This is a genomic window from Halorientalis sp. IM1011 (assembly GCF_001989615.1).
Classification (GTDB): domain Archaea; phylum Halobacteriota; class Halobacteria; order Halobacteriales; family Haloarculaceae; genus Halorientalis.
Genome location: NZ_CP019067.1, coordinates 1498714 through 1512080, shown reverse-complemented (window position 1 = coordinate 1512080; position 13367 = coordinate 1498714). Strand labels below are relative to the sequence as shown.

Below are 13367 nucleotides of genomic sequence, written 5' to 3'. Positions count from 1 at the left end.
TGAGAAGAGCCTGAGGCGGGAATTGAACCCGCGGTCTCGTCCTTACCAAGGACGCGCTTTACCGCTAAGCTACCCAGGCACCTCGGACGGCAGCGTCCGTCCGCTGTGCCCGGTTCTACTGGGCTACCGTATAAATATGTGATGAAAGCCGGTCGGCGTGGCGTACCGTGACGTACCGCTCCAAGGTTCAGGGATTTCCGAACGCCAATCGGATTCAGTGGTCCGCGGAGGTTCGCGCACCGCCGGCCGGCGAGGGGTCGGTTCCGACGAGTCCGGCGAGGCGGTCCCGGACATCGTCGGTGAGGACGGCCACGGCCTGTGGCAGGTCGCCCTCGACCGTCGCGAGATCGGTGACGAACTCCCGGAGGCCGACGGGGGCGCTGCCGCCGGCGGCGGTGGTTCCGGCGACGACGGCCAGCTCGAACACGTCGGCTTCGAGGTTGCCGTCGAGTGCGGGGTCGTCGGTCTCCCGGCGCACGGTTTGATCCTGGCCGAACGAGCGGACGACGCCGACGGCGGCCTCGGCGGCCTCCGTGCGTGCGAGGAGGTAGAAGCCGCGTGCGACGAGGATGTCGGCGACGAGGACGTCCAGATCGGCCGCTGCGGCCGCGCGGGCCTTCCCGTCGTCGGATCGGGTCGCGGCCGCGTCCGTCGTCGTCCAGTCGTCGAGGTGGCCGTGGCCGGCCCACGGCTCGGCGTGGGCCAGCGAGCGGGTGAGCCGGAGCCCCTCGTAGATCAACTGGACGCCGGCGGCGCGGTCGGCGATGCCGTCGGTGCCGGTCGCTTCCTCGACGGCCGCCGCACTGCACAGCGTCAGCGCCCCCGGTGCCATCGACCCCTCTTCGATGCGCTGTTCGATGCGCTCGAAGAGACGGTCCGGATCGACGTCGTCGACGGCCTCCAGCGCCGCTCGCCGAACCGCAGCGGCTTCCTCCATTACGCCGACCTAGCGGGGGGAAAGGCAAAGACCTTTGGAAACGACCGACCACGGACCCCGCATGATAACGACCGAACGGGCCGAGGACGTGCTGATCGTCACGCTCGACCGGCCCGAGCGACGCAACGCCCTCACCCCGTCGGGGCTGGACGCGCTGGAAGCGGCCGTCACCGACACCGACGCCCCCGTCGTCTACCTGCGGGGAGCCGGCGACGCCTTCTGTGCCGGGGCCGACCTCGACGTGGTCGCCGACCTCGAGGATCCACGGGCGTTCGCCGCTCGCGGGCAGGTGGTCGCGCGCGCCATCGCGGACAGCGAGAGCGTGGTCGTCGCTGGGATCGACGGGGCCGCCCGGGGCGGTGGCGTCGAACTCGCACTCGCCTGTGACCTCCGGGTCGGGACTCCCGAGGCGACCTTCGCCGAGACCGGCGTGAAACTCGGCCTGTTCGGGGCCTGGGGTGGCACGGCGCGGCTCCCCCGCGTCGTCGGGGAGGGCGAGGCGATGGACATCGCGCTCTCGGGGCGGATCGTCGACGCCGAGGCGGCCCTGCGGATGGGGCTGATCTCCCGGATCACCGACGATCCGCGGGCGGTTGCGGACGAACTCGCGGCGAACGACCACGGTGCGCTCGGCGTTCTGAAACGGCGGTTGCGCGACGACGACGGGCGGACCGAGCAGGAGCGTCGGGAAGCGGACGCCTTCGCCGATCTGCACGCCGCCGCTGAGTTCGACCGGACCTGATCGGGCCGAGGTGAGTGTCGGACCGAAAAGGTTGAACCGTCGAATCTCCAAGCGTGTCAGTACGACACGGGGAGTGCCATGCCGGAATGTAACTACTGCGACGCGTCGTTCGAGGAGGAGGGGGCGTATCTCGAACACCTGCACGCGGACCACGAGGAGTCCGAGTTGAGCCGCATCGACCGCCGCCGGGTCGCCGACCACGTCGGCGACGAGGAGGAGGAGGAGTTCCCGACGGGACCGGCCATCATCGGCGGCACCCTCCTGTTGACGGTGGGGGTGCTCGTCTACGTGATCTTCTTCCTCAACACGGGTGGTGGTGGTTCGGCGGCCGCCAGTGGGGACGTCGGTGACGTGGAACAGACGCCCTACGGTCTCCAGACCGTCCACGAACACGGACCGATCGACGTGGTCATCGAGGGCACCTCGATCGACTTCAGCCAGCAGCAGTACCAGAGACAGGCCAGAGAGTTCCACTTCGAGAACGGCAACGGCCAGCGCTGGCACAAACACGCCCAGGGCGTAACGCTCGAGTACGGAATGTCGACGCTCGGTATCGGCGTCAACGACTCGTCGGTCACCTACGACGGCACGACCTACACCGACGACGACGCGAACACGAACGTCACCGTCGCCGTGAACGGGAACGACATCGACCCGTCGTCGTACGTCCTGCAGGACGGTGACGCCATCCGGATCGTCGTCGAGACGAACTAGGCCAGCGGCTCCGGCCCCGGCGGCAGCCGTCGTTTGTGTGCGCTCCGTTCGTAGAGCCCGCGAACCCGATCGATGACCGACGGGTCGACGTCGATCTCCCGTGCGGTCGCGGACTTCGAGAGCGGGCCGTCGACGTGCAGCGCGAGCACCGAGTCGAGCGTCTCGTAGGTCACGCCGAGCTCCTGCTCGTCGGTCTGCCCGGACCACATCTCGGCGCTGGCGGTCTTCTCCGCGAGGTCGTCCTCGACGCCGAGATGTTTGGCCAGCTGGCGCACCTGTCCCTTGTAGAGGTTGGCGATTGGGTGGCAGTCGACCGCACCGTCGCCGTACTTGGTGAAGTAGCCGACCAGCGCCTCGCTGCGGTTGCCCGTCCCCAGCACCAGCGCGTCCTCGCGGTTCGCGTAGAAGTAGCTCAGGACCGCACGCGCCCGGACCCGGAGGTTCCCGACGGCGGTCCGGAGAGACTCCGATTCCGCGTCGACCGTGGGATCGATCCCCGGCACCACGTCGAGGATGGTGTCGACGATGGGTTCGACCGCCACCACGTCGTACTCGATGCCGAGCGTCTCCGCCACCCGCTCGGCGTCGCTCATGTTCTCCTCGCGGTTGACCTCGCTCGGCATCACGAGCCCGTAGACGTGCTCAGGACCCAGCGCCTCGACGGCGAGATACGCGGTCAGCGTGCTGTCGATCCCCCCCGAGAGCCCGATGATGGCGTCCTCGACCCCCGCCGCGTCGAGCTGGTCGGTGATGAACGCCGTGATGTGATCCCGGTGTGCGTCGAGTTCCGCCGTCGACAGCGAGAGGTCGAGCGGCTCCCCGGCGCGGGCGATTTCGTCCGTGGCTGTCATGTGGTCCCGTTCGACCCCGACCGACTAATACGTCCCGCCGTGGCCCGATTCCCGGACACGCGTCCGGTTCGATCGGCGAAAAAAGAACGGCCCCGCCGGACTACCGGCGGGTGAGTCCCACGCGGATCACTCGTCGGCGGTCGGCGTCTCGTCGTCTTCGTCCGCGGCGTCGGTCGGCGTCTCGGCGACGGTTTCGACGGTGATCTCGGGCGTCATGCCCGACTCGTTCTCCACGGTCGGTTCGGCGAGCTGATCGGATTCGAGGATCACGTCGAAGGGCTCCTCGCCGGCAGCGTCGTCGGGTTCGAGGTAGCCTACGGCGAAGGCGGTGTAAGCGGTCCCGTTGTCGAGGGTGACGTCCACGGTGGCGACGGGTTCGGAGTCGTCCTCCGCATCGGCTGGTCGCACTTCGAGCGTGTAGTCACCGCCGGGCACGGTCTGGTAGTCGGAGCTGTTCGCGAAGCTGACGTTCTCGAACAGCGTCTCGTTGGAGTCGGCGACGGACACGTCGACGGCCGGTGCGTCGGGCGCGAGGTGGGCGAGTCGGACCATGGCCTCGTCGTCGGCGGGTTGCTCACCCTCGTCCAGGAGGACGACGGGCGTGAACGGTTCCTCGGCGTCCTCGCCTGCCTCACCCGCGGCGGCGACGGTGTAGGTGCCTTCCTGGATCGGCAGTGTCTCGTCGTAGAGCACTTCCTCGGAGTCGTTCGCGGCCGTGACGGTCACCTGTCGCGCGCCGGCGTCGACCGACAGGTAATCACTCGCCGTCCCGAACGTGACGTTTTCGAGAACGGTCTCACCGTCGACCGCTACGTCGACGGCCGGCGCGTCCGGGACCGCGTGGACGATCCGGACGTCCGCCGTTCCGTCGTCGGTTTCGGTCTCTGGCGTCTCCGTCGGTTCCTCCTGTGCGAGGCCGGCTGTCGCCCCGGCGACGAGGAGCGTCCCGAGGAGTGCGGCCACCAGAACGACACCGGCGGCGCGGCGTAGATAGTTGGCTGGCATGCACCATTTCAAAGGACGACGGCGGCTTGGTTATATACGGAATAGCAACGGCCTGCAACGGTTTCACGACGATCGGCGTGCCGACGGTCTGGTTTGCCCCGGCTTACCGACGTGCAACGATCACCGGGAGTTGTCGGGCGAAGCGCTACGTTCAAGTGCCGGGACGAGGTACCTCGAACCGAGTGCCGGTGTGCCACCGAGTGAAACGAGGTGGCGCTCGGGACGCGAACGAAGTGAGCGAAGTGCGCCGGTGTCCTGCGGAGCGAAGCGACGCAGGGCTCGGCGCGAGTGAGGAACGAACGAGTGCCGGTGTCTCGCTGAACGCAGTGAAGCGAGGCTCGGCGCGAACGGATGTGAGCGCCGGTGGTCTAGTGGTAGGACATGAGCTTCCCAAGCTCATAGCCCGGGTTCAATTCCCGGCCGGCGCAGTACCGACGCGAACTCCAGTGAGCGTCGCGTACGAGCAGGCCAGGGATTGAACCCTGGGAGTCGCAGCCCGGAATGGCCGAGCAGAGCGAGGCCACAGGCCCGGAACGTCTCCATCCGGTTCAATTTCCGACCGACGTAGTCGGTCGGCGTTCACCTCGCGGTGCTCGGTGAACTCCCGGCCGGCGCATTGCGAGGCGCGAACGGAGTGAGCGCCTCGGTGGGCGAACGGGGAACGCAGTGACCCGTGAGCGAAACGAGCAATCGGCGCAGTTCTACGGAGAACGATTCGCCAGTCCTCAGTCCCGCTCGAACCGCGAGAACAGGCCGACGGCGACGACGAGACCCGTTGCGATTCCGGCACCGGCGACGGGGCCGGTGGCGGACGGGAGCGTCAGTCCGGCGTTCGCGTCGACGGGGTCGGCCGCGCCGGGGTCGTCGGCGGCTGGAGCCGGCGTCAGGGGCGACGGGGTCGCCGTGCCGTCGGCGGCCGCCGCGCCCGAGACGGCGAGTCCCAGAACTGTGAGGCCCAGAACTAGCCACGTCGCTCGGTCGAATGCACTGTACTGGTCTGTCGCGCTGTCGCGTGTCTGTCCCATCCGTCGATCCCCGGAAGCGGTCACGCGTCGTCCCCACGACGCCCCACTCGGTGCTTCCGTGGCTACTGTCTCGGCAGCGTTCGGGTAAAAGGTTCGTCCTCACATCCGAGGGGGCCTGACGCGTCCGATAGCCGTCTGGCACTTCGACACACATAAGACGGCGAGTCGGGCAGGGGGAAGCAGGGGATATGGACTGGGCGGATGTCGACGAGTGGGTTCTCGACACCTTCTTCGAGTGGATCGTTCCCGTCGTGAGTCTGGTGTTGCTCGGGTTGTTCGTCGGGCTGGTCCGGATGCGCGTCGGGGAACCGTTCTTCCGGGCGCTGGATCTGGTCTTGCCGGCGCTGTTCGTGACGCTGATCGTCTGGCAGGGGCTGAAACTCCACGAGCAGGAGCTGACGACCGATGGACGCCGGACGGTCGCGGTCTGGTACGCGCTAGGGATCTACACGATGGTGGGGCTGGCCGGGTGGTCGGTCCTGCTGGGACTGCTCGGGCAGGACGTGCCGATGAGCGTCGAGTCGATGACCGAGATCGTCGCCGGCGGGTTCTTCGGTCTGCTGGTCGGGGTCGCACAGGTCAGGGCCAAACAGAACGCGGAGGCAGCGACTCAGGCCAAACTCGAACAGGAGTTCCTCGAGCGCCAGCAGGAGACAAACGAAGTGCTCAACCGGATCCTCCGCCACCACCTGCTGAACGGGCTGACGGTCATCCGGGGGCAGGCGCAGGTTCTCGAAGCGCGCGTCGACGAGGAGGCGGTCGATCACGCCGAGACGGTGATCGACCGGGCCGACGAGATGACGGCGACGATCGAGGAGATCAGGGACATCACGCGGACGCTCACCGAGGAGCCGACCCTGTTGTCGGTCGATTTCGGGACTGTCCTGACCGAGGAACTGGCCGACGCGCGGGAGCGGTTCCCCGACGGGACGTTCGTGGTCGAGGGGTCGATCCCGTCGGACTGTACCGTCCAGGCCAACGACCTGCTCGGGCGGGCCATCGCGAACGTCCTGGCCAACGCCGTGGAACACAACGACAGCGCGGAACCGAGAGTGGAACTGTCGGTCGAGGTGGACGAGGACGCAGTGGTCCTCTCGGTCGCGGACAACGGTCCCGGGATTCCCGAGGAGGTGCGGGCGGACGTGTTCGAGCCCAGCGAGCGCGGAATCGACAGCGACGGGGAGGGCCTCGGACTCTTCCTGACGGCCTCGGTCGTCGAACAGTACGGTGGGCGTGTCTGGATCGGCGACGGGACGGCGGGGACCGTGGTGAACCTCGAACTCCCGCGCTAGTTACTCCAGAAAGTCAGGGAACTCCGTCTGTTCGGGGTCTCGATCCGGTCGCTCGGTCATCTCCGGGGGGTCCGAGACGGCGGAGGGGAGGTCGGTGGCCCGGTCGGCCGGTTCGTCCTCGGCGGGTCGGGCGTCGTCGAGTTCCGCGCTGATGACGGTCTCCCAGATCTCCTCGGCGTCGGTCGCGCTGTCGACGGCGCGTTTGCGCTTCCGTCCCTTCTGTTTGCCCTCCTCGTAGGCGAGTTCGACGATGCTGGCGTCGTAGTTCGACCCCATCGCCTGGTGGATGGCCTCGTACTCGTCTTCGTTGCGTTCACCGAGCGAGGCGGCGACGCCGAGCGCGAAGGCACGCTCCATGGCCTCGTCGCGGTCGAGGTGGTCCCAGTCGGTGTCGAAGCGGTCCTCGTAGAGACTCATCGTTGTATCTTCTCGTCCGGATAGACGCGCAGGCCCGCGTCCGAGAACCCGATCTTGTGGATGTCACAGTCGATGGCGGTCCCGCGCATCTTGATCGTCTGGACGCCGCGTGTCATCCCGCCGGCCTCCATGTAGTTGTGGAAGAAGACGACCCCGTGGGCGAGGTAGTGTTCGTCGGAGTAGGAGGTGGGATCGGTCATCTCCGAGATGAGGAGGATCGTCGCGTCGGTCTGTTTCAGCGAGGAGAGAAAGCCGGTGATCTCCTCGGACATATCTGCGAAGAAGTGCTGGAGGAGCATCGTCGAGTCGATGACCGCGCGGTCGATGTCGTTGGACTCGATGAACGCTTTCAGCCGGTTGGTCAGGCCGCCGTCGGTCCCGAACTGGGTGATAGTCCGCTTGCCGGCCTCGGTCACGAGGTTGAGAAACTGCACCCGATCGGAGCGCATCACCTTCTCGAAGCCGAAGTCGAAGTTCGACATGTCGTTGACGAGTTCGTCTTTGGACTCGTGCATCGTCACGTACAGACAGTTCTCGCCGTTGCGGGCGCCCTCCGTGATGAACTGCGAGGAGAAGGTCGTCTTCCCGCTACCCGGTGGTCCGCTGACCACGTACAGCCGATTCGCCGGGAGGCCGCCCTCGACGATCTCGTCGAAACCGGGGACACCGCTCGAAACGCGCATACCCGGAACAGACCCATCTCGGAATATAGGTGTTCCTGCTGTGTTCTCACGATTGAGAACGGTGCGGGACACGCGCCCCGGGAGCGTGCCGTCTCACCGGTCCGACAGCCGGGCGGCGTCGGCGGGATCGAGGGCCAACAGCCGTTCGGTCGCGTCGGGATCGAACCGGAGCGGTCGCCGCCACCACGGCCCCTTCCCGGAGTCGGTCGAAAGGTCGGTCACGACGTGGTTCGCCTCGCTGCCGCTCTCTGGGGTACTCAGTGGGACGGCGGTATCGTACAGCCCCGACGCGTCGGGGTCGCCGTGGACGAGCACGCGGGCGTCGAACGGGTCGCGCTTGACGTGGGCGTTGTCGGCGAAGATTCGGCGGGCCTCGGCGTCGGCGGACAGGTCGCGGTAGGCCTCGCCAGTCAGTGGGTCGCGCGCCAGTCGGAACGCTCCGATCAGGAACGCACCCCACTCGGGCGGGGCCCAGTCGGGGCGGTCCGCGTCGGTGGCGAGTGTGGCGTAGAACAAGAGGTAGTCGCCGGCCGATAGCTCCGAGATGGGCCGGGCCTTCACGCCGTTGTTGTCACCGTAGGTGTACCGATCGCAGTGTGGATACTCGGCGAACTCCGGGTCGAGGTGCACAGGGTGGGACCGGTAGTCGGCGGGTACGTCGGTGGTCAGATCGAGGTCGGCGTAGGTCGGGGCGGTCGCGTCGGCGCGGACGGGTTCGGATTCGGGGATCGGGACGTACTCGAAGGAGCCGTCGGAGAACAGTGGGCCGCGGACGCCGGGCTGGTTGGTGTTGGCGGCGACGTTGATCGCGACGCTTCGCATACCGATCGGTCGACGCTGGCGGGGAAAACCCCGTCGCTACCGGAGCGGCGAGACGCAGTGTTTGCAGTATCGATACGTCGCTTCGTGTTCGTTGAACGTACCACAGTGCTGGCACACTGTCCCGTCGTCTTGACGCGTCCGGCGACTCGTCTGGTCTCGCTCCAGTCCGTCGGCCGCGGCCGAGTACTGCTCGCCCGTGCCCGGCGAGGTGCCCTCGACCGACGGATCGCTGTCCCGGAAGTACCGGTAGACCAGCAACTGGAGCAGACTGAACCCGACGATGTACGCCACGATCCAGGTCCAGACCTCCATACCATGTGATTGGGTATCACGGTACTTGGCTCTTCCGTCGGTTGCACTGGATGAGGGGGAGCCGGTCGGGCGGGAAGCCGTGAATCAGGACCCGAGGTAGTAGCCCCGGACGTGGAACAGATAGGCCAGCAGGAGGACGGTGAGCAGGATCGTGGCCAGTTCGGGCACGCTCCAGGGGGGGATCAGCCAGAGCAACGTCCCCGCGGTGTAGAGCACGACCACCAGATACCAGGCCCACGTCTCGAGCGTCCACAGTCCGTAGACGACCACGCCCATCAACAGGACCAGTCCGATCCCGAACGCCACGAGTATCAGCCCGATCAGCCCAGTCGTGTACTGCCCGACCGAGAGCACGAGTCCGACGACCATGAACAGGCCGACGATGACGCTTAGACCGCACAGAACCTTGATACCGAGCGGTGCCGACCCCGTCGTCGATCCCCGTGACGGATACGATCGCTGTGCCATACCGGCCGTTCAGATGCCCGTCGAATAAAAATTAATATTCTTACAGGTAAATACAATTACAGGGCCGCTCAGGCGTCGGGTGGCGAGAGGTCGCGCTGGAACTCGTCGAACACGTCCACGTCGGGCACGTCGTACTCGACGACGCGCTCCTCGCTGCGGTCGACGTTTGCGTCCTCCAGGGGATCGGCGACGCTCTCCCAGCCCTCCTTGACGGCGATGGATTTCGCGGGCTGGCCGGCGGCGATGTGGTGGGCCGGCACGTCCTTGCCGGCGACCGACTTCGCTGCGAGAATCGAGTTCTCCCCCATGCGCACGCCCGCCTGCACCATCGAGTCGTAGGTGACGCGCACGTCGTCCTCGATGATCGTGTGGTAGTTGGTGACCTCGGTCTGGTCGACGACATCGTGGTCGTGGGTGTAGACGTGGGCGTTGTCGGAGATGGACACGCGGTCGCCGATCGTGAGTATCCCGCGGTCGTCGAGGTGCACGTCGTCGTGGATCACGACGTTGTCGCCCAGTTCGATGTTGTGGCCGTAGGTGAAGGAGATGCCCTTGAACAGCCGGAGGTCCTCGCCCGCCTCGGCGAAGAGGTGGTCGGCCAGCATCTGCCGGAAGCGGAGGGCGAAGGCGATGTTGTCGGCCATCGGGGTGGCGTCGAACTGCCGCCAGAGCCACTGGAGGTGCTTCGAGCGCTCGTACTCGCCCTCGTCCATCCCTTCGATCTCTGCGTAGTACTCGCTCTCGAGGGTCGCGTTACAGGGGTCGTACCCCTGGAGACGGACACGCTCGGCTGGCGAGACCGACTCGCCGGACTGCCAGCGGTCGTAGGCCTGCCGGTCGCCGTGGAGGTCGACGAGCACGTCCTCGACCACGTCGCAGGTGTTCTCGTCGCTGCTGAGACGCTCGTCGACCTCGTCGATAAACGCCCGGAGCCCCTCCTCCGCCAGCGGCGGCAAAGAGACGTGACGCTTCGTCATACCACCTCATCGGAACCCGCGTTCATAGGGGTTTTCGTTACTCTCTGCCCCATTACCACGAGGTAACCGCGACCAGTCAGGCAGTCAACCGACCCGGGCGACCACGTGTCCTCGGGGGCGATGGCCACTCCCGAGGCCGGGTACTCGACCCCGCCGGGCTCGTTTTAGTCCACGGAAGATTGAATGCATATTACCGACTGAATTTGTGTACTGTGCAGCGAAAGACCAAACTCGGTATCGCGATCGTCGGAATCCTGCTGCTATCGGGGTTACTCGTCACCACGTCGACCGCGTCGGCGCAGTTCGTCACGCCGACGGAACTCGACGAGGGGTCACACGAGGGCCAGCGCGTCAACCTCGAAGGCGTCGTGACCGACCTGCACACGGCCGACGGCCGTCTCGAGTTCGCCGTGACAGACGGGAACGCCTCGGTCCCGGTCGTCTACGAGAAGACACAGCCCGAGACGATGAACGAGGGCCGCGTCGTCGTCGCGAAGGGCGTCTACGAGGACGGCAGGCTCGAGGCACGCCAGCTCTCCGTGCGGGCCCACGAAGGATCCGAGCGTCCCGAGGACACGTGACGCGTCTCGTCGTCGACGGACTCACGAAACGGTTCGGTCGGTTCACCGCCCTTCGAGGGATCGACCTCGAGATCACCGACGGGGAGTTCCTCGGCCTGTTCGGGCCCAACGGTGCCGGCAAGTCGACGCTCATCCGCGTGCTGGCCACGCTCTCGACCCCGACCGAGGGGAGTGTCCGACTCGACGGTGCGCACCTCGGATCGGCGCCCGACGCTGTCCGCGGCCGACTGGGCGTGCTCACGCACGACACGATGCTCTACGACGAGTTGACGGCCCGGGAGAACGTCCGGCTCCACGCCCGCCTGCACGGCGTCGACGCCGCGCGATGTGAGGCGTTGCTCGACCGGGTCGGGCTCGCACACCGGGCGAGCGAGCGCCCAGTCGCGTTCTCACACGGGATGTGCAAGCGACTGTCGTTGGCGCGCGCACTCGTTCACGACCCCGACGTGCTGTTGCTCGACGAGCCGTACGCGGGGCTGGACCGGCGCGCGGCCGGCACGCTCGGGGCCGTCCTCGACGGGTTCGACGACCGACTGGTCGTCATGGCCACCCACGACTTCGAGCGCGGGTTCGAACACTGCGACCGGGCCGTCGTCCTCGGCCGCGGGCAGGTCCGGTTCGACGACGCGGTGGCCGAGTACCCCGACACCGACGCCTTCGAGCGGGCCTACCGCGACGCAGTCGGGCTGGAGGTGTCGTCGTGACCGTACGGACGTATCTGCGGGTGGTCTGGACCGTCGTCCGGAAGGACCTGCTCGTCGAGGCCCGCTCCAAGCGGGTGCTCGCCACTGCGCTCGTGTTCGCACTTCTGGTCGTCGTCGCGTTCGCCTTCGCGTTCGCGACGGCGGTGTCGAATCTGGCGGTGCTGGGGCGCGGCGCGCTCTGGATCGCGTTCGTGTTCGCGGGCACCGTCTCGGTCACGCAGGCGGTCACCGCCGAATACCGCGACGGCGCCATCGACGGGCTGTTGCTCGCCCCCGTCGACCGCACCGCCATCTACTTCGGAAAGGTCGCGAGCAACGCCGTCTTCGTCGCGATCATCTCGCTCTCGACGCTCGCGGGGACCGTCGTCTTCCTGAACTACCGGCCGCCGGTGGCGATGCTGGCGGCGCTCGCGGGCGTCGTCGGCGTGGCCGCGATCGGCTTCTCGGCCGTCGGCGTCGTCCTCTCGCTTCTGGCGGCCCGCTCGAACCTGCGTGAATCGCTGGTTCCGATCCTGCTGGTCCCGCTGGTCGTTCCCCTCCTGCTGACAGGGGTCGAACTCACGCGCCTCCTCGGCGTCGGGGGTGCCCTCGGCTCGTGGCTGCGACTGCTCGTCGCGTACACCGGCATCCTCCTCCTGGCCGGGATGGTCGTCTTCGAGTCCATCGTCGCCGACTAGACGACGCGGTACACCGCGATGCCGCCACCGACGACGGCCAGCAGCGCGACCGCGAACACCGTGGCCGGGAACCGCGGCATCGGTCCGCCCTCTTCGCCCCCGCCGGAGGTACCGCCCGGGAGCGTGACCGCGATCCGGTCGCCGGCCGAGAGTCCGGCGGTCGTCGTCAGCATCGGGATCGGCATCCCGCTTCTGTTGACGAGCCGGAGCTCGTCGGCGTACTCGACCCGGTCTGCGTCGTACCCCTGCAACACGACGACCAGCGAGTCGGTATCGTGGAGGACAGGCTTCGCGAGCCGGCCGTCGGGGAGTTCGTACCGGACGGTCACGCGGATCTGCGAACCAGGGGCCAGAGAGGCGTTCACCGCGACGCCGTCGGCCGTGCGCCGATGCCGTAGTTGCTGGTCCTGGATGGCGACCGAGCGTACCGTCGCGTTCGGCGGCAGGCCGACCGCGACCGGCCCGACGAACGGCCGGTCGGCCGCGTTCTCGAACTGGATGCGCTCGACAACCGTCGTCGCGCCGTTGCGCTCGACGGGCTGGACGACGTGGCTGGCCGGGTCGCCGCCGGTCACCCGTAACGCCGCCCCGTCGCTCGTCGGGGGCCGCACCCGGAGTTCTGCCCCGGTGGCGTTGGTCCCCGTCCGGAGCACGTACCGATACGGGGCTCCGTTCCGGTTCGTGCGGAGGGTGTAGCTCCGATTCAGCTGGAGCGGACCCAGTTCGATCCTGCCCTCCGGTCCGGCCTCGAGTCTCGCGACGGGCGGGCCGGCCCGGGACAGGACCGTGAGCTGTGCGTCGGTTACCGGCGTCCCGTCCGGAGTCACAAGCCGTGCCGACAGCGTGGCGGAGAGCGTGAAATTCGCCCGTGGTTCGGAGACGACGCGGTAGTGGCTGGCGTTCCCGTGCTGGAGGCGCACGGCGTACATGGTCGCGTTGGGGAGGCCCGACGCCCGGTAGCGGCCGTTCCGCACGGTCGTCGAGACCGGCTCGCCCACTCGCTTGAACCCGCCGTCCATCGGCGTGACGGTGACGGTGTCGCCTTCGGCGGTACCGTTCTCGACGTCGACGGTTCCGGTCACCGGATCGGCCGCGGCGACGCCGGTGACGGTGGCGAGGCAGGCGAACGCGACCAGGAGTGTAAGAGTCGTGCGTGCCAT

17 protein-coding genes and 2 tRNA genes are annotated in these 13367 nt (G+C 67.5%); 7 read left to right on the top strand and 12 right to left on the bottom strand.

Annotated elements, in window-relative coordinates:
- Window positions 1-7 precede the first annotated feature (7 nt).
- Window positions 8-79, bottom strand: a tRNA-Thr gene (locus tag BV210_RS07615).
- A 135-nt stretch (window positions 80-214) separates the two neighbouring features.
- On the bottom strand, window positions 215-937 hold the full coding sequence (locus tag BV210_RS07610) for a hypothetical protein (protein WP_077206048.1): 723 nt from the start codon (window positions 935-937) through the stop codon (window positions 215-217).
- 61 nt (window positions 938-998) lie between these two features.
- Here BV210_RS07610 and BV210_RS07605 point away from each other — a divergent pair, with 61 nt between their 5' ends.
- Both BV210_RS07605 and BV210_RS07600 read left to right on the top strand, forming a co-directional pair.
- Entirely contained in the window at window positions 999-1679 is a 681-nt protein-coding gene (locus tag BV210_RS07605; protein ID WP_077206047.1) for an enoyl-CoA hydratase/isomerase family protein, read from the top strand.
- Window positions 1680-1757: 78 nt separating this feature from the next.
- Window positions 1758-2393, top strand: a complete 636-nt coding sequence (locus tag BV210_RS07600) for a hypothetical protein (RefSeq protein ID WP_077206046.1) — start codon at window positions 1758-1760, stop codon at window positions 2391-2393.
- Here the strand turns inward: BV210_RS07600 and BV210_RS07595 are convergent.
- Both BV210_RS07595 and BV210_RS07590 read right to left on the bottom strand, forming a co-directional pair.
- A complete protein-coding gene (locus BV210_RS07595) occupies window positions 2390-3244 on the bottom strand; it encodes an NAD+ synthase (RefSeq protein ID WP_077206045.1) in 855 nt (284 codons plus the stop codon). The two genes, BV210_RS07600 and BV210_RS07595, sit on opposite strands and share 4 nt — an antisense overlap.
- A gap of 126 nt (window positions 3245-3370) precedes the next feature.
- Window positions 3371-4249 (bottom strand): DUF4397 domain-containing protein, encoded by an 879-nt coding sequence (locus BV210_RS07590; RefSeq protein ID WP_077206044.1) that lies wholly within the window; start codon window positions 4247-4249, stop codon window positions 3371-3373.
- Between the two features lie 357 nt (window positions 4250-4606).
- Between BV210_RS07590 and BV210_RS07585 the strand changes: the two genes are divergently transcribed.
- Window positions 4607-4677 (top strand) — tRNA-Gly (locus tag BV210_RS07585).
- 297 nt (window positions 4678-4974) lie between these two features.
- On the opposite strand, the gene BV210_RS07580 is transcribed toward BV210_RS07585, so the two are convergent.
- Window positions 4975-5274, bottom strand: a complete 300-nt coding sequence (locus BV210_RS07580) for a hypothetical protein (protein WP_077206043.1) — start codon at window positions 5272-5274, stop codon at window positions 4975-4977.
- A 188-nt stretch (window positions 5275-5462) separates the two neighbouring features.
- Between BV210_RS07580 and BV210_RS07575 the strand changes: the two genes are divergently transcribed.
- A complete protein-coding gene (locus BV210_RS07575) occupies window positions 5463-6566 on the top strand; it encodes a HAMP domain-containing sensor histidine kinase (RefSeq protein WP_077206042.1) in 1104 nt (367 codons plus the stop codon).
- Here the strand turns inward: BV210_RS07575 and BV210_RS07570 are convergent, their stop codons facing one another.
- The 6 genes from BV210_RS07570 to BV210_RS07545 all read right to left on the bottom strand — a co-directional run bounded on the left by BV210_RS07570 (window position 6567) and on the right by BV210_RS07545 (window position 10245).
- The gene (locus BV210_RS07570; RefSeq protein WP_077206041.1) at window positions 6567-6983 is read right to left on the bottom strand and encodes a hypothetical protein; all 417 of its coding nucleotides are present in this window, start codon (window positions 6981-6983) and stop codon (window positions 6567-6569) included.
- Window positions 6980-7666, bottom strand: coding sequence for an ATPase domain-containing protein (locus tag BV210_RS07565; protein ID WP_077206040.1), 687 nt, complete (start codon window positions 7664-7666; stop codon window positions 6980-6982). The genes BV210_RS07570 and BV210_RS07565 overlap by 4 nt, the downstream gene beginning before the upstream one ends.
- 93 nt (window positions 7667-7759) lie before the next feature.
- A complete protein-coding gene (locus tag BV210_RS07560; protein ID WP_077206039.1) occupies window positions 7760-8488 on the bottom strand; it encodes a hypothetical protein in 729 nt (242 codons plus the stop codon).
- Window positions 8489-8524: 36 nt separating this feature from the next.
- On the bottom strand, window positions 8525-8800 hold the full coding sequence (locus BV210_RS07555) for a hypothetical protein (RefSeq protein ID WP_077206038.1): 276 nt from the start codon (window positions 8798-8800) through the stop codon (window positions 8525-8527).
- An 84-nt stretch (window positions 8801-8884) separates the two neighbouring features.
- Window positions 8885-9268 (bottom strand): hypothetical protein, encoded by a 384-nt coding sequence (locus BV210_RS07550; protein ID WP_077206037.1) that lies wholly within the window; start codon window positions 9266-9268, stop codon window positions 8885-8887.
- A gap of 68 nt (window positions 9269-9336) precedes the next feature.
- Entirely contained in the window at window positions 9337-10245 is a 909-nt protein-coding gene (locus BV210_RS07545) for an acyltransferase (protein WP_077206036.1), read from the bottom strand.
- A gap of 212 nt (window positions 10246-10457) precedes the next feature.
- Between BV210_RS07545 and BV210_RS07540 the strand changes: the two genes are divergently transcribed.
- From BV210_RS07540 to BV210_RS07530, 3 genes are read left to right on the top strand one after another with little or no spacing between them, the layout of a single operon-like run.
- Window positions 10458-10826, top strand: a complete 369-nt coding sequence (locus BV210_RS07540) for a cytochrome c maturation protein CcmE (protein ID WP_077206035.1) — start codon at window positions 10458-10460, stop codon at window positions 10824-10826.
- Window positions 10823-11530 (top strand): ABC transporter ATP-binding protein, encoded by a 708-nt coding sequence (locus BV210_RS07535; RefSeq protein ID WP_077206034.1) that lies wholly within the window; start codon window positions 10823-10825, stop codon window positions 11528-11530. The genes BV210_RS07540 and BV210_RS07535 overlap by 4 nt, the downstream gene beginning before the upstream one ends.
- A complete protein-coding gene (locus tag BV210_RS07530; protein WP_077206033.1) occupies window positions 11527-12207 on the top strand; it encodes a heme exporter protein CcmB in 681 nt (226 codons plus the stop codon). Before BV210_RS07535 ends, BV210_RS07530 begins: the two co-directional genes overlap by 4 nt.
- On the opposite strand, the gene BV210_RS07525 is transcribed toward BV210_RS07530, so the two are convergent.
- Window positions 12204-13367: a hypothetical protein gene (locus BV210_RS07525; protein ID WP_077206032.1), complete on the bottom strand. Its 1164-nt coding sequence runs from the start codon at window positions 13365-13367 to the stop codon at window positions 12204-12206. The genes BV210_RS07530 and BV210_RS07525 overlap by 4 nt on opposite strands.